13 protein-coding genes and 2 pseudogenes are annotated in these 19,651 nt (G+C 69.6%); 6 read left to right on the top strand and 9 right to left on the bottom strand.

All coding sequences use genetic code 11. The annotated features are described in order from the left end of the window. The first annotated feature begins 262 nt into the window (after window positions 1-262). Window positions 263-1,750: a hypothetical protein gene (locus tag C4U44_RS28265; protein WP_235032406.1), complete on the top strand. Its 1,488-nt coding sequence runs from the start codon at window positions 263-265 to the stop codon at window positions 1,748-1,750. 439 nt (window positions 1,751-2,189) lie between these two features. Here C4U44_RS28265 and C4U44_RS28270 read toward each other — a convergent pair whose 3' ends face one another. Together C4U44_RS28270 and C4U44_RS28275 are read right to left on the bottom strand one after the other, a co-directional pair. Then, complete coding sequence (locus tag C4U44_RS28270; RefSeq protein WP_103888890.1) at window positions 2,190-2,966, bottom strand: SDR family oxidoreductase; 777 nt, start codon at window positions 2,964-2,966, stop codon at window positions 2,190-2,192. Between the two features lie 34 nt (window positions 2,967-3,000). Further along, window positions 3,001-3,840 carry an SDR family NAD(P)-dependent oxidoreductase gene (locus C4U44_RS28275; RefSeq protein WP_103888891.1) on the bottom strand — a complete coding sequence of 280 codons (840 nt, stop codon included), beginning with the start codon at window positions 3,838-3,840 and terminating at the stop codon, window positions 3,001-3,003. Window positions 3,841-4,104: 264 nt separating this feature from the next. Here C4U44_RS28275 and C4U44_RS42740 point away from each other — a divergent pair, with 264 nt between their 5' ends. Beyond that, complete coding sequence (locus C4U44_RS42740) at window positions 4,105-4,722, top strand: MmyB family transcriptional regulator (protein ID WP_235032421.1); 618 nt, start codon at window positions 4,105-4,107, stop codon at window positions 4,720-4,722. Here C4U44_RS42740 and C4U44_RS28285 read toward each other — a convergent pair. Next, window positions 4,677-5,039 (bottom strand): VOC family protein, encoded by a 363-nt coding sequence (locus tag C4U44_RS28285; RefSeq protein WP_103888892.1) that lies wholly within the window; start codon window positions 5,037-5,039, stop codon window positions 4,677-4,679. The genes C4U44_RS42740 and C4U44_RS28285 overlap by 46 nt on opposite strands. A gap of 340 nt (window positions 5,040-5,379) precedes the next feature. Here C4U44_RS28285 and C4U44_RS42745 point away from each other — a divergent pair. Further along, window positions 5,380-5,584: pseudogene (locus C4U44_RS42745) on the top strand (transcriptional regulator); the annotation flags it as partial. Window positions 5,585-5,681: 97 nt separating this feature from the next. Then, a complete protein-coding gene (locus C4U44_RS28295) occupies window positions 5,682-7,343 on the top strand; it encodes an RICIN domain-containing protein (RefSeq protein WP_103888893.1) in 1,662 nt (553 codons plus the stop codon). Between the two features lie 237 nt (window positions 7,344-7,580). On the opposite strand, the gene C4U44_RS41680 is transcribed toward C4U44_RS28295, so the two are convergent. The 3 genes from C4U44_RS41680 to C4U44_RS28310 all read right to left on the bottom strand — a co-directional run bounded on the left by C4U44_RS41680 (window position 7,581) and on the right by C4U44_RS28310 (window position 11,063). Further along, window positions 7,581-7,952, bottom strand: a complete 372-nt coding sequence (locus C4U44_RS41680; RefSeq protein ID WP_160145123.1) for a nuclear transport factor 2 family protein — start codon at window positions 7,950-7,952, stop codon at window positions 7,581-7,583. A 364-nt stretch (window positions 7,953-8,316) separates the two neighbouring features. Continuing rightward, window positions 8,317-9,753 carry a M20/M25/M40 family metallo-hydrolase gene (locus tag C4U44_RS28305; RefSeq protein WP_103888895.1) on the bottom strand — a complete coding sequence of 479 codons (1,437 nt, stop codon included), beginning with the start codon at window positions 9,751-9,753 and terminating at the stop codon, window positions 8,317-8,319. Window positions 9,754-10,487: 734 nt separating this feature from the next. Continuing rightward, complete coding sequence (locus tag C4U44_RS28310) at window positions 10,488-11,063, bottom strand: TetR/AcrR family transcriptional regulator (protein ID WP_235032407.1); 576 nt, start codon at window positions 11,061-11,063, stop codon at window positions 10,488-10,490. Window positions 11,064-11,187: 124 nt separating this feature from the next. On the opposite strand from C4U44_RS28310, the gene C4U44_RS28315 reads away from it, so the two are divergent. Next, window positions 11,188-12,672 (top strand): MFS transporter, encoded by a 1,485-nt coding sequence (locus C4U44_RS28315; RefSeq protein WP_160145124.1) that lies wholly within the window; start codon window positions 11,188-11,190, stop codon window positions 12,670-12,672. 218 nt (window positions 12,673-12,890) lie between these two features. Here the strand turns inward: C4U44_RS28315 and C4U44_RS28320 are convergent, their stop codons facing one another. Then, window positions 12,891-14,219 (bottom strand): glycosyl hydrolase family 8, encoded by a 1,329-nt coding sequence (locus C4U44_RS28320; protein ID WP_146088355.1) that lies wholly within the window; start codon window positions 14,217-14,219, stop codon window positions 12,891-12,893. 973 nt (window positions 14,220-15,192) lie between these two features. Here C4U44_RS28320 and C4U44_RS28325 point away from each other — a divergent pair. Further along, entirely contained in the window at window positions 15,193-16,464 is a 1,272-nt protein-coding gene (locus tag C4U44_RS28325) for an MFS transporter (protein ID WP_146088356.1), read from the top strand. Window positions 16,465-16,554: 90 nt separating this feature from the next. On the opposite strand, the pseudogene C4U44_RS42750 reads toward C4U44_RS28325, so the two are convergent. Together C4U44_RS42750 and C4U44_RS28335 are read right to left on the bottom strand one after the other, a co-directional pair. Next, window positions 16,555-16,776: pseudogene (locus tag C4U44_RS42750) on the bottom strand (IS630 family transposase); the annotation flags it as partial. A gap of 103 nt (window positions 16,777-16,879) precedes the next feature. Beyond that, window positions 16,880-19,165 carry an NEW3 domain-containing protein gene (locus tag C4U44_RS28335; RefSeq protein ID WP_235032408.1) on the bottom strand — a complete coding sequence of 762 codons (2,286 nt, stop codon included), beginning with the start codon at window positions 19,163-19,165 and terminating at the stop codon, window positions 16,880-16,882. Window positions 19,166-19,651 lie beyond the last annotated feature (486 nt).

Here is a 19,651-nt window from a genome sequence, read left to right on the forward strand (position 1 = left end):
GTTTCCTCCCGCGCTGGAATGTTTCCAGCACAGGCCCACCTGTGTCGGTGGATCCGGCAGTGTCGACTGCGGATCCGCACGAAACTCATTGGTCCGGCCGAGATCGCGATCTGTGCGCAACACGGTGAGGCTCTGCAAGGACCAGCGAGACCGGACGGGACACCCTGACCTGCCCGCTCAACCTTCGCCGAGACGCAGCGCGGTCCGTCAAGATCCAGTGGGAAACGCCCAAGGGTTCACTGCGACAGGGCAGGATGCGAAGGTGCCCTCCTCCCCTCTGGCGGAAATGTGGCTGCGGGGCGTCGCCGCCAACCCCGCCGCGCCGTCCGAAGTCCTGCTACGTCTGCTGGCCCCTGCCGCCGGTCCAGCCCGGAAGATCCTCTGCGAGGAACGCGGCCTTCCCCCGGACGTCATCGACGCAGTGATTGCGCATCCGGAACGGGCCGTGCGCCGAGGACTGGCTCGCAACAGGCACGTCTCCCCTGGGCAGCGTGGTCGGCTGGTCAACGACCCTGACGCGTTCGTGCGCAATGCCCTTGCCTCAGGCCCTCGCCCGCGCGTGGGCAGGGTCGACGCGCTGCCCGACGACGTCCTGGAAATCCTGCTGACCAGGCAGGACGACGCCGGTCACGGTCAACTGCTCACAGCAGACGAGATCAGGCAGGAACTGGAGGTCTCCGGGCAGATATCGCAGGCGTTCCGCTGTGCCATGCCCGAGCACGAGAACCCCGAACTGCGGCGCCGAGCCGCCGGTCTGTGGCTCTGGCTCACACCCCTGCAACGCGATGCTCTCCTGGCCGACCCGGTCCCCGCCGTACGCGAGGCCGCGCGGGTCCACAGCCGCGTCCTGGATCCCGAGGCCATGGAAGCCGACCTTCCAGAGCGCGATTGCCACGGCCGATCCATCATTCTGGTCAACTACGCGGTCTCCCGTTCCGTGGCTGAGGCATGTCTCGCGAGCGGGCGCGACCTCTGGTCGCTCGCCCACAACCGCCACACTCCCGCCGATGTCGTCGCCCGACTCGCGCGCGACCCCGATCCCGTCGTACGCCAACGCGTGGCCGGCAGGGCCGACCTCGATCCCTCAGTGCTGGCGGAACTGGCGAACGACCCGGAGGACGCGGTGCGGACGCGGGCACTGGTGCATCCGCTGCCTCGCACCTGGGCGCAGCGGGATGCCATCGACCAGGTCATCGGGAGGACGGCCGAAGTCATCGGCCCCATCGCGGAACGACGCACGACGGACACGGACTGGTACGCCGCGTGCGCAGCGTCCGCACATCCACTTCTACGCCGGGTCGCCGCGACCTGTTCCAGGCTCCCCGAGGAACTCGTGAACCGCCTGGCAGACGATCCCGATCCGGAGGTCCGGCACCTGCTGGCTTACCACCACCCGTGCGCACCGCCCGAAACGATCCTCGACGCCTTCCTGGCGACTCCACGTCAGCGTCCCCATTTGCTGGCGCTCCCCGGTTTTCCGCGTACCGGCCTGCAGCTCTTTCTCGACCACGAAGATCCGGAGGTTCGGGCGCTGGCTGCCGCCGACTCCACATGGGACCAGCCGCCCGTCCGCCTGCTCACAGACCCCGAGGCGAGCGTCCGTGGGGCAGCCGCCGCCAATCCCCTCCTGCCCCCTGACCAGGTCTCCGCGCTGCTGGCCGTTCCCGACACCGCCGAAGGCGCGGCGGCCAACCCGATCCTGCCTGCGGAACGCCTTCACGAACTCCTCACCGCCAGTGGGCTGACCTGAACGGCACTGCAGTGGGCCCGCGCACCGGTATGCCCCCGAAGCCTCAAGGCCGTGAGAACGCCAGTGGCCAGGGCCAGGGGATTCCGACCCACGCTCCGAGTTTCGCTCAATCGTCTCGGATACGGGAGGCGAGCTTTCCGGCCGGAGCGGCGCGACTTGGCGAGGACGGCTCGACCGTAGCTGGTCGGCCGCGTTGCCGTACACGGGCGCGAGACAGTCACACCCCGGGCCGAGTTGGACCCCGGGACCTCATGCTCTGCGACGGCGCCATGGCAACCGGCTGCCTCTCGACCCGCAACTGATCTCCGAGACCTTCCTGGGCGGCGTGGACGGCATCCTCCGGACCCGCAACACCTGGCCAGAACACATGGAGGCCGGGGCCTTGGCCGGTGTGCCCGGGGCTGCCCCAACAGCGCGGGCACACCGCCTGTCTGTCGCGTCAAACGGGCTGGGCCGTGGGCAGGATGGTCAGCTCGCTGATGTTGACGTGTCGGGGAAGGGCAGCGATGAAGGCGACGGTCTCCGCGATGTCGTTGTCGCGCAGGCACTCGATGTCGCGGAGCAGGCCGGCCATCAGGCCGCTGGCATCGGGGTCGGTGACGTGGTCGGGTAGTTCGGTATCGACCATGCCGGGCTCGATGGCGCTCACCCGCACGTTCTTCCGGCCCAGTTCGACCCGGATGAGACGGGTCAGGTGGCTGATGTAGGCCTTGGTACCCGAGTAGATCGAGAACTTCTCCAGGATGCGCGTCGCCGCAATGGAGGAGGTGTTGATCAGGTCGGCGGGCTTTCCGCTCTCGGCGCTGGCAGTCAGGTGCGGGAGGAAGGCGGCGATCACGTTCATCACTCCCGTGACGTTGAGATCGATCTGCCGCTGCCAGTCGTCGACCTTGAGCTCATCGATGGCGGAGATCAGCTGGACGCCCGCGTTGTTGAACACCAGGTCCGCCGTTCCCAGTGCCTCCCACACCTGGTCTGCGGCCGTGCGGACGGCTGCACGGTCGGTGACGTCGACGGATAGACATATGGCCTTTCCCCCGGCCGAAGCAATGTCCGCGACGAGGGCGGAGAGCTTCTCCTGGCGGCGTGCGACGACGGCGACAGAGGCTCCGAGTTCGGCGAGCCGGCGTGCGGTGGCCGCACCTATTCCGCTGGAGGCACCTGTGACCACGGCCACGCGGCCCTCAAGTGGCCGTCCGGTAAGCAGGGTTGTCATAGGGAGTATGTCCTTTTTCTCACGGTCGGGGTGATCAGGCGGCGTCATCGCAGGCGGTGGCCGCGGACTTGTCCCGCCAGGCCGCCAGGTCGTCCTGAATGCTGCGGATCTTGACCAGTTGGCGCTCGACCGCGTCGCGGCCCAATGCCAGATGCCCGGGGAGCGTGTCCCCACTGGTGACCTCATAGATCAGGGCGGCGCCCTTGACGGGATCGCCGAGCTGGCTGTGGTTGGCGGTGCCGATCCAGTCCAGGGTGGCGTGGGCGGGCGTGCCGTCGTAGGCGGGGATGCGCCGAGCCGGAGTCGACAGAGAACTGGTATCGAGGAAGTCGGTGCGGAAGACGCCGGGTTCGACGACCATGCTCTGGATGCCGAACGGTTCCAGTTCCGCCGCGAGCGCCTCGCCGATACCTGCGACCGCGAACTTCGAGGCGCAGTACATGCTCACCCCGGGCTCCCCCTCGAACCCCGAGCGGGAACCGATGTGCACGATCTTCCCGGCGCCGGCCGCCCTCATTCCCGGCAGGACGGCGCGGGTCATGTTGATCAGCCCGAAGACGTTGAGGTCCAACAGCGAGCGTGCTTCGGAGTCGGTGATCTCCTCCAGCGCGCCGAGCAGGCCACGGCCCGCGTTGTTGACGAGGATGTCGATGCCGCCGAAGTGCTGCACGGCCGTCTCGACGGCCGCGGTGATCTCCTCACTCCGGGTGACGTCGAGGGCGACGCCGAGGACCTGATCGGATGTCTGCAGGTCCTCCGGCAGCTTCCCCGGATTCCGGGCGGCGGCCACGACCGTATCGCCGCCCCGGAGCGCGGCCCGCGCGATTTCCAGCCCCAGCCCGCGGGATGCGCCGGTGATGAACCACGTCGACATGTGATGCCTCCATATTGTCTGTTCTGACGGTGCCCCGGCCGCCACTCCCGGCGATGAGGCCCGGCTTCTACTGAACTCGATCCGAACAGGCAAAAGAGGCCGCAGAAGGGCCCGCCTGGTCGGGGGACAAAGTGGGCCACCCTCCGCCGTCGAATCCTGGACGACGCGGAGCGCGGCCACCTGCACGCCCTCGCCCGCCCCCGCCCCCGGCCCGCCCGCCGGCGCCCCCGCCCCCAGCACGTCCACCCCGCCACCTGGGACCTGCTGGACACCCTCCAGCAGGCATGCCGCCCCGCCTTCGTCCTCGGCCGGCGCCTCGACGTGCTGGCCCACAACCCGCTCGCCGGACGGCTGATCACCGACTTCCGCGCGCTCCCCGCAGCCGAACGGAACCAGGCCCGCTTCGTCTTCCTCGACCCGCACGCGCGCGAGCTGTACCTCGGCGCCCTCGTCGGCGAACTGTCCATCCGCAGCCAGGAGTTCCGCCGCCCCCAGGAGCGCCCGTCCAAGCCCGCTCCGGCGCTACGTGGGTCTGTGTTGCCGCTGAGAACGGGCGGCCGACGGTCTCCGCGCGTGCAGATCGCGGTACGGGCATCGCGAAGCGGGGGACGTTGCGAAGTCACTTCATGTGCGTGTCGGCTGCGGGAGGTGCCACCGCGGTGGCCGCGGACCTGTCCGGCTGCGAGAGGGTGTGCGCGCCCCTTCGGGCAAAGACCGCTCCGCCGCAGCGGCGAGCACTGCGGCTTCCTCGGAGATCACGGCCACCGGGCGAGGTACTCCGCGGTGGCCCCACCGGCCGGCGGAAGCCTCGCGGGACACGGACGCGGCATGCGGCATCACGCGGAACGCAGGCAGAACGGGTGTCCTGCAGGGCTGGCGTAGACGCGGCTGCCGGTCTTCGCGGTGACGTCGGTGGTAGGCCGCAGCCGGACGGCGCCGGCGGCAGTGGCAGTGCGGTCCGCGTCCGCGAGGTCCTCGACGGCGAAGTCCAGATGCATCTGCTGGGAGGTGCCCTCGGGCCAGTTCGGGGCGATCTGGGTGGGGGCCGACTGGACGACGATCACGGGGAGGCCGGGGGCCTGGATGAAGTGATGGGTAGGCGTGCGGTGGATCGAGCCGCCGAGCAACTGGTGCCAGAAGGCGCCCTCGGGCTCGATGTCGGCGGCGTCGATGATCACGGAACTCAGCGCGAAGGGCATGGTGACAGTCCTGTTCGTCGTAGGGGCGCGGGTTGGTGATCAGACGGTCGGGGTGATGTCGCCGCCGACGCGGAACTGGGCTCCGGTAGGCCACTTGGCCCGGCCGGCAACGGCATGCTGAGGGCCGGCGCCAGGGCGCTCGCGTTGTTCACGAGCCCGTCCACGCCGGCCACCTCGTCGATGATGCGATGGCCGAGTTCGACCACCCCGCTGCGGAGGCCGTCAGCACGGTCTCCCTGCGGCGACGAAACCTCCTCCGTAAGATGAACGCGACTCCGGAAACGATACACCTTAAACGGAACTGGACTCACCTTACGGAGTTCCCTTGCCGGCATCACGCCCGATGCTCGGCGTCATCGAACTCGACTGCTTCCACCTCCTCAGCGAGGACGGACACCAGCGCCTGCTGTGGTTCACCGCGCCGCCCGGAAGCCCGGGAGCCGAGCAACTGGAACTGCTGTCCGCATGGCTCCCAGGACCTGCGCCCCACGGAGGGCCAGGCGGCGCAGCCCGTGCCCGGCGCGGAACCCGGATCGCAACACTGAGCGTGCCCGCAGGCGCCGCGGCGCACCATGGCAACGGAGGCGGCGTGCGACGCGCAGGGATCTCCTCGGCCCGGGACGGCGGTTGTACGATCCGCGAATGAAAAAGCGGGTTCACCTCATACGCAGATTCGCCCGGTTGGCGAAGTGCGCCGGTATCGCCACGGTTCTCGCCGCCGGGCTGTGCCTCGGCACCGGAACCGCCGCGCACGCCGCGGCCTCCCCCCTCGCGCCCCTTGATGCGGCCACCGTCTCGCAGTTCAAACTTCACCTGCTGAGCGACAACACCGGCGCGATCAAGGCCGAGGACTCCCCGACGAGCGGGCTCGCTCCCGTCGCCCTCGACTTCCTTGCCGGGAAGGGCGCCGACGGCAAGGCGGGGTTGTGCTTCCCCGAACCGTTCAACCCCGGCGTGGATGCCGACGGGTACTGCTGGAACAACGCCGTCGACGACTCGGGCAGCAACGACTGGGACCCGCAGGGCTTCTCGGTGCCCCACACCGCCTCCGCCGACGGTACGTACAGCAGCCGCCGCTGGGAGGCCACTTCGTGGCACGGGCCGGACGACACGGAATCGAAGATCCGCTTTGTCGACCGTTCCTCCAGCACGCCCAACTATGAGGACGTGCTGCTCGTCACCCCCGCCGCGGACGGCAGCGTCAGCCCTCTCGCGGGAAACCACGGTGACGGGCTCGTCTGGTTCGGCGACAACCTGCTGATCGCCAACGGCCGTTCGCTGTACGTCGCCAAGGTCTCGGATCTGCACCGTGACGCCGCCGAGCCCGACGGGTTCGCGTACGTGCTGCCGATCCGCTACGCCTACAACACGCTCTCCGCCGGGGACACCAGCTGCCTCACCCTCGACTCTCCCTGTCTCAACGGCCTCAGCTTCGACCGTGAGCACAGTGCCCTGACCTCCAACGAGTTCTACGCCTCGCAGGCGGACGGCCGGATCGTCCGGTGGCCGTTCGACACCTCCACCGGTCTGCCGCAGGCCGACAGCGGTTCGGACACCACCGTCGGTGCCGCGGCCACCGCCACCGCCGCCTGGGTCTCCCCGGTCTGGGCCATGCAAGGCGTGCTGTACGCCAAGGGCACCTTCTACATCAGCGGGATGTGCCCCGGCAGCTTCGACACGGGATACCGCACCACGCCCGGCGCCGACACCAGCGCCTGCGTCCACACCGCTACGTCCGGAACCGCTCCTTCGGTCCTCACCGCCGTACCGGACATGACCCAGAACATCGACTACGACGCCTCGACCGACCGTATCCGCGGCGTCAGCGAGGTCGGGCAGGCCGGCGAGACCTATCCCGAGCGCCTCGTGTTCGACTTCGCGCCGACGGCCCGCGCCATCACCACGGTTCGCCTGCGCAACGCCGGCACCGGCAAGTGCTTGACCCCCTACGGCTCCAGCCTCAACAACGGCGCCGACATCACCCAGTGGGACTGCAACGGCAAGAGCGCGCAGAACTGGTACTGGGACGGCAGTGAGATCCGCAACTTCCAGAGCAACCGCTGCCTGACCGTCTACGGCGGGTCCACCACCCCGGGCGCCGTCGCGACCCAGTGGACGTGTGACGGGGGAACGGCCGAGCAGTGGACCCGGGTGGCCGCCTCCGGCGGCTCCGAACTGGTCAACGGCAACAGCAAGCAGTGCCTGACCGTTTACGGCGGTTCGGGCACCAACGGCGCCGACGCCACGCAGTGGACCTGCGACACCTCCGACCCGCTCCACTCCTGGGTCGGCTACACCCCCTGAGCGCTTTCCCCTACCCGGGCAGGCAGCCGATCGCCGCGCCTCGTCCGGCCCGCCGCTGAGCGGGTCGGGCGAGGCGCGGCCGGTTTTCCGCGAAAGACCACCAGTGTGCCCACATTTCAGCCCTCGGCCGCACCAGTCGAAGCAGGCCCGCCACAGACACGCCGACGGGTACCGCCCGGCCCGACGACGCCCACCGACGCACTCCGCGCGGGTCGGCCCCGCGCAGGTGACCATTGCTCAGTCGGCGTCCGGAGCCGGGACGGGAGCCATGTAGAACCGAGCCCGGGCGATCAGCCCGTCACGGGCCCACATGATGGCGGGTCCGCCCAGTACGATGGTCCCGCCGTCCGGTCCGGTACCCACGTACTCGAACTCCGCCCAGAGTTCCGGGCCCGCGGTGGCACGGCGCAGCACCCGGCCCCGCATGTCGGGGAGGCGCTTGAAGATCCCGATCCAGTTCGCGAGCACCTGCTCGTTGCCGGTGAACCCCTCCGCGGGGCGGTGGGGTGCTTCGACCTGGTAGTCCGTGGTGAAGCAGTCCGCGACCTTCTGCGGGTCATGCGAATTGATCGCGTCCATGAGGCGCTCGATCGGATCCTGCGTACTCATCGTCTTCATCTCCATCTCGTCCAGCATCCGATGCGGTTGCGCAGGCGGCGCGACGCTGGGAAGCGACGCCCGGCCGGCCAGGCGTGATGTTCTGCCTGGACGCGTTCTTACTTTGTGCCGTGGTCGGCGTCCTCGATCACACGTGTGACCGCGCTGGGGGTGGCCGACCATCACTGCGGGGGAGGAACCGACCTTCTCGATGTGCGCACCAGCGCGCTGGGACATGAAGCGCTGAAGGTCGTCCGCGGCAGCGGCATGGGTGATCACTGCGCCGCCCCAGGTCGCCACCAGGGCGTTGACATCTCGCGTACGAGTTCAACGAGACGTGTCGCCCACCGCCACCACCGACTACGGGACAGAGCCGTTAAATTGACACACCGCGGGGTCGGCGTGCGTGCGCATCGAGCAGATACGCGACCGAGGTGGTGATCTGCTCCGCGAACCTGATGTTGAGCCACTCGTCGGGTACATGCATGTTCGAGTCAGCACCCACCGCACCCGTGACCACGAATTGGGCCTGCGGGTAGCGCTTGCCCAGCATTTCCATGAACGGGATTCCGCCGCCCAGACCCATACTCCGGGGCGACGCACCGAACACCCGCTCACCTGCCTGCTCCAGCGCAGCGTCGAGCCACGCAGACGGTATCGGGGCGTGCCAGCCCCTGACCGTCACGAAGTCGTGGACCTCGACCTGCGCGCCGTAGGGCACGTCGGTGGTGAGGATCTCCACCAGTGCGGCTCGTGCGGCCTCGGCGTCGGCCGTGGGTGGCAGGCGGAAGCTCAGCCTCAGGGAGGTCCACGCCCGCAGCACGGCGCCGGCCACCTCGGGCTCCGGAAAGCCCGCCGCGCCTATGACCGAAAGCGTGGGGCGCCAGGTGCTGTTGAGGATCAGTTCGACGTCGTCGTCCGAGACGTGCCGCATCCCCTCCACGAGCGGGTACCGCCGGGGCAGCACTCCCGGTTCGAAAGCCGCGAGAGCCTCGGCGTCCGCCAGTCGTTCCTGCGGGATCGCCACCCGCATCGCCGGCACGAGCACCTCTCCGCTCACCGGGTCCTCGACGCGGTCCAGCAGCTGGCGCATGATGCGGAACGAACTCGGCACGATCCCACTCGCCAGGCCCGAGTGCATTCCGCTGTCCATCACGCGCACGGTGACCGTCGCCTGCACGACCCCACGCAGGCTCGATGTCAGCCACATGCGCTCGTAGTCGCCGCCGCCGGCGTCCAGGGAGATCACCAGCGACACGTCGTGGAGCCGCTCGGCAAGGTGATCCAGATAGGCCGGGAGGTCGGGGCTGCCGGACTCTTCGCCCGTCTCCAGGAGCAGCACGGTCCGCGTGTGCGCGCCACCGGCGGCGCGGACGGCCTCCAGAGCCGTGATTGCGGCATAGCCGGAGTAGCCGTCGTCGACGGACCCGCGGCCGTAGAGGCGCCCGTCGCGCAGCACCGGCTGCCAGGGCCCCAGCCCTTCCGACCAGTTGCTGACGGGCGGCTGCCTGTCGAGGTGCCCGTAGAGAAGGACCGTGCCGCCCGCGCTGGCCTCCGCGCTCGCCGACGTGTCAACGAGCAGAACCGGCGAACGGCCCGGCAGTTCCACGACCTCGCAGCGCATGCCGGGAAGCGAGCGTGTCGCCAGCCAGTCGCGGAAGTGGTGGACGGAGGCAAGGAGATGGCCGTGTTCCTGCCAGGCGGCGTCGTAAGCCGGGGACACCGCCGGTATCCCGATCAGTGCGGACAGGCTGGGCAGCACGTCCGCCGACCAGGCGGCGGAAATGGCACTGGTGAGTTTGTCGTGGTCCATGCGATCGATCTCGTCTCGCGGTTGGGGATTGGTCGTGGGCGTATCGCGCGTCGACGGGAAACGCCCATCGCCGGGACTGGACTGGCGGGTGGCAGGTCGGCCGTGGCAGCCGATCCTGCACTCGGGGTCTGCTGCGGCATTGAAGACGGTGTGTCCCGGATGCTCGGGACGTCCATCAGGAACACCGGTCGTCACCCGATGTACGTATGAATGAGCGCCCGATCCGCCCTCAGGTGTCCCCTGCGGAGCATTCGGCCATCGGGTGGGCCGAGGCGTCCAGAGCTGGTGCGAATGTGACGGCGGCAGATGAGTCAGCGGTGGTCACCGTGATCCTTTCAGGACTGCGCGAAGGGGACAGGCGTGAGTCAGCAGGTGCCACGGTCGGTTTGCTCCGCAGGAAGCCCAGTACGCCGCGCCGCCGGACTCATCGAGACCGAACGTTCTTTCTCTTGAGAGCATGGCGACTCGGCCCCAACCTGTCAAGACGGACCGCTGCGCGACCCTGTTGCCCACTTTGTGGGTGTTGGTCACCGTCGCGGGCACCGGCGCTGCGGGTCGTGCGCCGTCCCTGCCGGACCCGCTTCAGACGGTGGGAGCCGTGGTGAGCATCCAGTGACCGAAGGCCGCGTACCGGGCCGCGAACTCCTCGGCGTCGGCAGCCCGTTCAACGGCGTCCGCGTCACACGGACCCCGTCGAGCCGCAGCCTCGGGAGAGCCTTCGCCGGATGGCCTCGTCATGCTGTCGTTCGGTGCAGGCCGTCGAGGGCGGTCTCGAACAGGGGCCGCAGGTAGTCGGGCGATTCGTTGACCTTGGCGATGGCGACGATCAGGTCGAAGACCTGCTCCAGCGTCAGGTCATCGCGGATCTGTCCTGACTCCTGGGCTGCGGTCAGCAGGGGACGACCCGCCTCGATGGCCCGAGCCCGGTGGCTGGTGATGCCCTCCCGGTCGGTGTACTCCAGCAGCTCGGAAATGATCAGCCGTTTGTGCGGGATGAACGCGATCTGCAGACGCAGCCAGGCAGTGAGGGCCGCCGCAGGGCTTTGGCCCGGCTCGATCGTGGCGGCGTCGCAGATCTGGTCGACCTCGTCGGCGTAGAGCGCTTCCAGGAGTTCCTGCCGACCGGGGAAATTGCGGTACAGCGTGGCCATACCTACCCCCGCGCGGCGGGCGATCTCCGCCATGGAGATGTCAGGGGCAGGGTCGGCGAACGCCTCCCGAGCCGCGTCCAGGATCTTGTCGCGGTTGCGTTCCGCGGCCGCACGCCTCTTCGGGAACGCCGTCCTGCCTGCCTCCATGAACTCCTCCACGCCTGCTCTTCGCGCCCGGGTGCACCAGCTTCTCCGGCACAGCCCCCCAACAAGTGGACAGCCTATCCGGCATCGCCGTACGGTTGACGGACAGCCTATCCGGAATCTCCGAGGAGCAGCGTCCATGCCCAATCGATCACGCACCTGCCCGGACACCAGGACATCCGCGCCGCCGGATCCTTCGCACGGGGTGGCCAAGCCCCGCGTCCCGCTCGCGGCCGTCGCGGCTGTGGCGTGCGTGGCGCAGTTCATGGTGGTGCTGGACTCCTCCATCGTGAACGTGGCCCTGCCGTCCATGAAGACGGGCCTGGGCCTGTCCGCCTCTGCTCAGCAGTGGGTGGTCAACGGTTACCTGGTGGCCTTCGGCGGTCTTCTGCTGTTCGCCGCCCGCGCCAGTGACCTTTTCGGGCGCCGTCGCACCTTCCACATCGGACTGGTCGTCTTCTCGCTCGCCTCCCTGGCCGGCGGGCTGGCCCAGGACGGATGGATGCTGCTGGCGGCCCGGGTGGTGCAGGGCGCAGGAGCGGCGGCGCTGGCACCGTCCAGCCTGAGCCTGATCACCGCCAGCCACACCGAGCCCGACCGGCGCACCCGCGCCATGACCTGGTGGGGCGTTGCCGCCTCCAGCGCGGGGGCCGCCGGCATCGTGGTCGGCGGCCTGCTGGCCCAGCTGAGCTGGCGATGGGTGATGCTGGTCAACGTGCCCATCGGCGCCGGCCTGTTGATCGCCGGCCTGATGTTCCTCGCGCCGACCGCGACCGGCCGGCGACGCTCGCACATCGATCTCCCCGGCGCGATCACCGTGACGCTGTCGGCCGGAGCCCTCGTCCACGGCGTCTCGGCCGCCCCGGACGCGGGCTGGGGAACGCCCCGCGTGATCGTCTCCCTGGCGGCCGGCTTGCTCCTGCTCGCGGCGTTCGTGGCCATCGAGCGCCGCAGCAGCGACCCGCTGGTCCCACCGGGGATCCTCTCCCTCGCCAACGTGCGCATGGGGAACATCCTCACGCTGTGCATGGGAGCCGTCCTCACCGCGCCGCTGTTCTTCCTCTCGCTGTACCTGCAGCAGGTTCTGGGCCAGAGCGCCGTGCGCACCGGACTGTCCCTGCTGCCCATGGTCGCGGTCATCAGCATCGGAGTGCTCCTGTCCCAGAAGCTGATCCCCCGCGTCGGAGCCCGCCGCCTGGTGGGGATCGGCGGGGCCATCGCCGCCGCGGGACTGGCCTGGTTGGGGCGGATTCCCGTCCACTCCGACTACGTCGCGCACGTGCTGCTGCCCACCGTGGTCGTCGCTGCGGGCACCAGCCTGACCATGATGCCCGCGATCGTGGCATCGACCAGCGGCATCGCCCCGCGCAACGCCGGCGTGGCCTCCGGGCTGCTCAACATGTGCCGCCAACTCGGCGCCGCCCTGGGCCTGGCCGTCCTGGTCACCATCGCCACCACCGTCACCAGCCACAGCACCGGCAGCGGCAATACGGCCGTCGTGGACGGCTACCGCATCGCCTTCTACGCCCTCGCCGCCCTCAGCCTCGTCACCGCCGTCCTCGCCCAGCGACTCAAGCCCGCCCAGGACACGACAGCGGCGGCGAACCCGTCCGACACCGGCTGAGACCGACGCAGCCTCCGCACAGCCGGTCGTCCGTCCCGACCGGACTCAGCCCGCTGCCGCCCGCCTCCATGTAAGAGCCCACCGCCAACCGCCCAGGCGCTCAGCGACCGCACCTTCGCGTCGGGGCGCGACCGAGGGTGCCGCCATCCCAGGAACGGGATGGCGGCACCGTCGGCGCGCTCGATACCCGGGCCTGACCCCAGGGACCTGAACGCGCGTCAGTGGTGCCCGGGAGCCGCCGGCGCCCAGATACGGAAGTTGCCGCTGTCGTAGAGCATTCCGAGCAGGTAGAGCATGCCGTCGTAGTACCGGGCCTGGCCCGAGGGGACCGGGGTGTTCCACAGGTCCCGCACGAAGTCCGTCCGGCCGCGGTCGGTGGCGGAGATCGCCGAGGTCGAGTTCATCGCCACCAGGCCCTGGGCGTGGGCCGGCTCATAGGTGTTCTGCCCCTGCGCCAGCGGGGTGCCGTCCAGGTGGTAGCGGCTGACGTAGGTCGTCACGCCCTGGCCCTGGAAGAAGCGCTCCAGCGTATTGGAGTACGTGGTCTGCCAGGGCTTGACGCCGAACCAGGCGGCGTCCACGTTCACGTTGGCGATCGCCCGCCAGGCGTCCTCCTGGAAGTTGTGGTCGTAGGCGTTGTCGGTCGGCGACTCCGTCGATCTCATGTAGGGCGTGCCGTCGAAGTTCGCGTAGTCGGGGGCCAGGCCGGTTCGCGGGTCCGCGGCTTTCTGGAGCAGCGCCTCGCCCGCGGTGACGGCGCTGTTCCACAGGGACGCGTCGGCCGGGTCGGCCTTGGCGAAGAGTCGATAGAACCCGGGCAGGCTGTACGACGGGTCGGTGTAGCCGACCGCGAAGGGCGGGGAGAAGGTCGGCAGATGGCTGGTCCGGTCGAACATGTCCACGCCGCCGTTGTCGGACTCGTGCCACATCGCGTGCAGGATCTGCTGGGACTCGTGGCCGTAGGAGTAGATGCCCGTGCCGTCGCCCCAGCGACCCGACGCGAAGTCCAGCGCGGCGGCGATCCACTGGTCGCCGTCGGGGGCCACGCCGCTGTCGATCACCTTGCCGGTGGTGTCGGTGTGCCAGGCGAAGTAGTACTGTTCCGGGCCGCTCTGGATCTGCATCTTGGACTTCGCGAAATTCCACAGGGAGTCGAACTCGTGCTTGTGGCCCAGCTGGACCGCGAGCATCATCGCGTAGCCCATGCCCTCGGTGCGGACGTCCTGGTTGCCGATGTCTTCGACGTAGGCCATGTCGGGGGTGAGCTGGTAGTAGAGGGTCTGCCCGTCGCCGTGCGTCGGCGCGGTACCCGGGTCGCCGTGGAAGAGCTGCTGCCAGGCCGCCCCGATCTTCGCGTCGACGGCCTTGGGCGCGTAGCCGGCGCGGGCGAAGGCGTCGGGGTAGACGCCGGTGTGCGCGGCTCCGCCGGAACCGTGCGTGCCCGGCCCGTGCTCGGAATGTCCGGCGGCGACGGCTGTCGCCGGCGCGGACGCCAGGAGCGCTGCTGCCGACAGCAGCGCGACCGTCAATCTCCGTGCTCTGCTCACGCGACACCTCCATGTGTCAGGTGTGAATGCTGGGTTGTTCCCGACCGTGCCTGATCGCCCCCTGCCGGCGCATCGAGCACGGATGCGGAAAGATCGTTCGGTTCGGGCGCGTTGGGGGCACGCGAGGAGGTCCGCCCTTGCGACGCTCGACACCTGGTCGGTGGTGTCGGGTCCTCACGGGGGGGACCAGGCCGGTCAGTTCATGGTCGGCCCGGCCGAAGTGCCTTGAGTGGAGCACGGGTTGGCAGGGGATGCGTGGATCGCCCGCCCGAGCGGATACCGGATGAGGGGCGCTGTCGCGCGGACAGCAGTCGGTTGGGACATCCTCACCTCCACCTCCACGGACCTGGCCGGATGGGGCACCCTCGACTGGCGGGCACCCCAGGAACCGCGGCAACCGTATGCGACCCCCGGCAATTAAGTCAACGGTTGAACTAATTGCGGATCGGGGGCCGCCCGCGGGCACCACGCGCTCCCCCGCGCGGCGCCGCACGACTCCGGGTCGAGCCCGCCGGACGCCACACGCCTGGAGATCGGACCGGCACAGCGCACCCCCGCAGGACGGGAGTTGAAGGGAATCGGGTCCGCGCGACGGAGCGCCGTTGCGTCGAACGCCGCGTGTCGCACCCCTTGAGATCCGGCCGTCGTACGAGTCAGTCGGTGACGTCCGAATCCGGCCACTGGAGGTGCGGTGGCCGAGGCTGTCCGAGTGCGCGGACCGACCGACCAGGAGGGGAAGGAGACGCAGCAAATCGTGCACCGCGGCAGCACCGGCTCGGTGCGATTCCGGCCCGCGACAATGCTGTTGGCCTCGACGATCGGCACCCCTCTCGTACAGGGGTACAGGTCAGATCGGCCTGATCGAGCGGGCCGCGTTGACGACTTACCGGGGAGCGGCTCGGCAGTGTGCGGCGGTGCTAGGGTCGATCTGTTTCTCACCCGCCGTCCGGGCATCCTCGGATCACGGGGGGACGTGACGGAGCGCACGATGACTGCCGAGGAACAGACCGCGGCGCATACGACACCAACGGCTGCCGGCCCGGTCCGGGACGGCTCGACCACATCAGAGGATCCAGGCAGTCCGGGGAACTCCGGACGGTGGCCGGCCACAGCGGTCTTCTTTCTCAATGGGCTCACGCTGTCGACGTATGTCGTCCGGCTGGCATCGCTGAAGAGCAAGCACCATTTCAGCGACGGGCAACTCGGGCTCATCGGCATGGTTTTCGCCGTGGCGGCCATCGCCTGCATGCAGGGCGTCGGCGCTTTGACGGCGCGGCACGGGGAGGGGCCGGTGCTGCGCACCTCGCTCGTCGTCATGCCCGTGCTGCTGGCACTGGTCGGCCTGGTGGGCGGAGTTGTCGAACTTGTGGTGGTCGTCATGGCGCTCGGCGCCCTGCACGGCACCACCGACGCGGCCATGAACACGCACGCCGTCACCGTCCAACAGCGCATCGGACGTCCCCTACTCAACGGCTGCCACGCCGCCTGGAGCATCAGCGCGGTCGTGGCCTCACTCACCACGGCCGCCCTGGAGCGTGCGGGTGTCTCGTTCGCCGCGCACCTCGCCGTAGCCGCCGCCGTGCTCATGGCGGGGGGCCTGCTGCTGGGACGGCTCCTGGTGGAGACCGGCACGCGCGACCGCGCCCCCAAGCCCTCGCCCGCACAGCGCCACCGAGGCCAACGCGGAGGCTGGAGCCGCCAGGTCGTGGCACTCGGCCTGACCGGCACCGCGCTGATGGTCTGTGAAGGCGCCGCCCTCGGTTGGAGCGCGATCTTCCTGCACGACTCCCGGGGCGCGTCACTCGGTCTCGCGGCGACGGCCGTGACCGCCTACACCGGCGCTCAGGCAGTCGGCCGAGTGATCGGCGACCGCTTGACCCTCCGCTACGGTGCCCTGGCCCTTTTCCGCACCGGCGGCCTCGTCGCGGCCTGCGGCCTGGCGATGGCGCTGCTTTCACCGAACCCGGTCGCGGCCATCGGCGGGTTCGCCGTCGCGGGCGCGGGTGCCTCGGTCCTGATCCCGCTGGCCTACAGCGCGGTCGGACAGGCGAAGCCGGACAGCTCGGAAGCCGCGACGCTGATCTCCCGGTTCACCACCTTCACCTACGCGGGGACCCTGTTCGGTCCCGCGGTGATCGGCTGGGCCGCCGAGTTCGCCGGCCTGACCTGGACGCTCGCCGCGCTGATCCCCGTGCTGTGTGCCGTCGCGCTCCTGAGCCGACTGCCTGGTGCTGTGACCGCATAGGTTCACCGGGTTCGGCCTTGTTCTGGGCGAGGCGAGCCCGCTGCTGCGATCGGCTGATGCATCGTCCGTCAGCGTCGGCGAATTGAGCGATCAGGCAGCGCAGTCGATGGGCCGTCCGCCCCGGCGGATGCCCTCCCCGTGTTCCCCGCGCTGGGCGACGAGCACGTCGGGGTGACGGGCGTGGGCGTTGCGCCGGCGCAGGTAGCGGTGCAGGGCCTGGGTCTGCGCGGGATGGCCGCGGTGGTTGGAGCCGGCCAGGGTGAACTGCCGCAGCGGGCCGAAGTGCGCCTCGATCGGGTTGGCCCAGGTGGCCGGTCAGCGAGCCGGCAGGTCGGTCGGCCGGCGCGGTGTCGTGCGGGTGGGGCGCCCAGGGCTCCCCACTCCGCACGGCACCGGTGGGATTGTCGACCGTCGGCTACGAGGACGTGGTGGTGAAGTCGTCGAAGTCGACCTCGCCGGTGGTACCCGCGGCATGGGAGGTGGCGGTGAGGCCGACGTCCTGGGTGGCCGCGGCGGTGGGCAGGGTGGCGGTGCCGACGAGGTTCCAGGTGGAGTCGTCGGTGGAGTAGTAGCCGGTGTAGGTGTTGCCGTCGCGGACGAGCTTCAGCCACGACGGGTAGGTGGCGGTGCCGGTGGAGGACTGGGAGTCCAGCTGCCCGTCGCCGTCACTGTCCCAGTCGAGCAGGTAGCCGTTGCCCGGGGTCTCGACCAGGGCCACGTAGCCGGCCGAGGAGCCGGCCTTGGTGATGTCGTTGCGGACCATGATCCCGGCCTTGGCCCAGACGCTGGTGTTCGCCTGGGAGTCGATCTTCACCGTGGTCGTCGAACCGTCGTGCTCGGCTCCCGGCTGGTAGATCGTGCCGTACTCGTCGACGGGGTTGTACAGGTCGGCGCCTTGGGCCTGGATGCCGAGACGGGTGCCCGACTGGCTGAAGCCCGCCGTGGTGGAGGAGTAGGTCTTGTACGGGGCCGTCACGGCGTGGTTGACGGTGATCGTGTCCCCGACGGCCAGCCGCGTGGTGCCTGATCCGTGGCGGTAGGAGGCCGTGGCCTGGAACGCGCTGGACGGGAACAGGTCGTCCGACGGCTTCAGGGCGACGGTGTACGTGGCGCTGAGCGCGTGCCCGCCGGCGATGACACGTGCCTGGGTCGGGGAATGCGTGGTGACGGTCGCGCCGTCCGGGCCGGTCAGGGCGAGCGCGGCGTCCGTCACGGGGCGGGAGCCGTTGTCGGTGAGCACCGCGGTGACCGTGCGGGTGGTGCTGTCACTGGCGGCGGGCGCCCAGTTCAGCCCCAGCGTCACGGACGGGTCGGCGCCGGCGACGACCTGGCGGGTCGGGTGGACGCGGAAGAGCGCCACGCCGTGCGGCGGCACGTCCGCGGCGATCCGGCCGGCGGACTCGGTGGCGCCGTGGCTCCACAGGTCCGTGAGCGCGTAGTCGCGGGCGCCGGCGATCCCGACGGCCTTCGCGGTGGTGGCCACCTCGCGGGGCGAGGAGCTGGTGTTGAACAGACCGACGATCGCGTCGCCGTTCTTCTCGGTCTTGGCGAACACCTGGCTGTCGGTGCCGTCCGCGATCCGCTTCGCGTCGATGCCGTCCTGGTCGACGCCCAGGACGTCGTTGTTCTTCAGCATCGCGAGGTCGGTCGGGTCCAGATGCGTCAGGTCGGTGCCGAGGATCAGCGGCGACGCGGCGAGCGACCACAGGCTCATCTGGGTACGCCGCTCATCCGGGGTCAGCCCGTCGTCGGTGCCGTTGCCGATCTCCAGGGAGTCGTAGTCGTTGTAGCCGCCGGACCCGCCGTAGGGCGCCCAGGCGGCGACCTGGTCGAAGCGGGAGGTGATGGAGGACCAGGAGGTGAGCGGGTAACTGCTGCCGTTCGGCCCGCAGTAGCACTCGATGTCGCCGCCGGTACGCCAGCCGTCGGACAGCTGCTTCCAGGCGGCCGCGTTGTTGATGTCGAGGCTGTTGGACAGCTCCAGGTGGATCGGCCGGCCGGTCTGCTGCAGTGCCTGCGACCACGCCCGGACGTCGGCGATGTCGGGCGTGCCGACGCCGTCGATCTTCAGGTAGTCGATGCCCCAGCCGGCGAACTGGTCCGCCCAGGAATCGGTGAACTGCTGAGCGCCGGGCTTGGTGTAGTCGATACCGACCATCCCGCCGCAGTTGTAGTTGTTCTCCGGGCTCGTCGTGGCGATGTCGTCGGCGTGGTACGACGTGCCCTTGATGGCGGTGTTCTGCGCGACCGCCTGCTGGGAGATGCCGGGCGTCACGTACAGGCCGAACTTCAGGCCGAGCGAGTGCACGTAGTCGGCGACGACCTGGATGCCGTTCTCACTCCCCTGGGGAGGGAACGCGGTCTCGTCGGTCACCCAGCGGCCGTACTGGTCGACGTCCGGGCCCTGGCTGCCGGGGCAGTGGTACCAGAAGTCGTCGATGTTGGCGTAGACGAAACCGTCCTTCGCCAGCCCGCTGTCCTTGAGCGCCTTCGCCTGCGCCTCGATGTTCTGCGCGGTCGGGGTGCGGCGGATGAAACTCCAACTGCTCCAGCCGAGTACGGGTTTGGCGCCGGCGGCGGAGCCGGAACCGGAAGTTGCGGCCTCGGCATGCGCCGTCTGCCCCGCTGTCACGGTCACACCCGTGGAGAGCAGCAGAGCTCCGGTGAACGCGGCCAGCATGCCGCGGATCGATCTCCTCATGAGGGTCTTCCTCCATCGCAGCGCCCTGACGGCGCGACAGGCAGGATCGGAAGGGCGTCGAACTCGCCCTCCCGCGGGGAACGTCGAGCAGATCATCCGGTCGAACGAACAAAAAACGTCACATCTTCGCACTTCCTCGGACGCCAACCGAACAGACTCGAACGTCGATCATCAGATAGCCCCACTGGACGCACGCATGTCAAGCCCCATGACCAAATCCTTGACTCCCCCACCATCCGGGCCGACCAGCGCATCAAGCACTCTCACCCGCAACGCGAGGGGTCCGCGTGCCGTCAACAGAGCCGCCGGACAAGCGACGTCGCGGCCGCCCCTGCCTCCGGGCCTCCGTATCGACCGCCCCGTCCCGCTCGCCCAAGCGCGTGACTCCGGCGCCGAGGGTTCTCGATCGCGCTGTCGGCGGACCCGAGCAATGACGGACAAGCCGAAGCCCCCTCCATGTCGCGGGCGCCCGTTGGAAGGGAGAAG

The organism is Actinacidiphila yanglinensis, assembly GCF_900107965.1.
GTDB lineage: Bacteria > Actinomycetota > Actinomycetes > Streptomycetales > Streptomycetaceae > Actinacidiphila > Actinacidiphila yanglinensis.

Excerpts from the sequence above, each read along its gene's own strand:
- C4U44_RS41680 (WP_160145123.1), bottom strand. The coding sequence starts at position 7,952 with ATGAGTACGCAGGATCCGATCGAGCGCCTCATGGACGCGATCAATTCG.
- C4U44_RS28270 (WP_103888890.1), bottom strand. The coding sequence starts at position 2,966 with ATGACAACCCTGCTTACCGGACGGCCACTTGAGGGCCGCGTGGCCGTG.
- C4U44_RS28295 (WP_103888893.1), top strand. The coding sequence starts at position 5,682 with ATGAAAAAGCGGGTTCACCTCATACGCAGATTCGCCCGGTTGGCGAAG.
- C4U44_RS28275 (WP_103888891.1), bottom strand. The coding sequence starts at position 3,840 with ATGTCGACGTGGTTCATCACCGGCGCATCCCGCGGGCTGGGGCTGGAA.
- C4U44_RS28335 (WP_235032408.1), bottom strand. The coding sequence starts at position 19,165 with ATGAGGAGATCGATCCGCGGCATGCTGGCCGCGTTCACCGGAGCTCTG.
- C4U44_RS28285 (WP_103888892.1), bottom strand. The coding sequence starts at position 5,039 with ATGCCCTTCGCGCTGAGTTCCGTGATCATCGACGCCGCCGACATCGAG.
- C4U44_RS28315 (WP_160145124.1), top strand. The coding sequence starts at position 11,188 with ATGCCCAATCGATCACGCACCTGCCCGGACACCAGGACATCCGCGCCG.
- C4U44_RS28305 (WP_103888895.1), bottom strand. The coding sequence starts at position 9,753 with ATGGACCACGACAAACTCACCAGTGCCATTTCCGCCGCCTGGTCGGCG.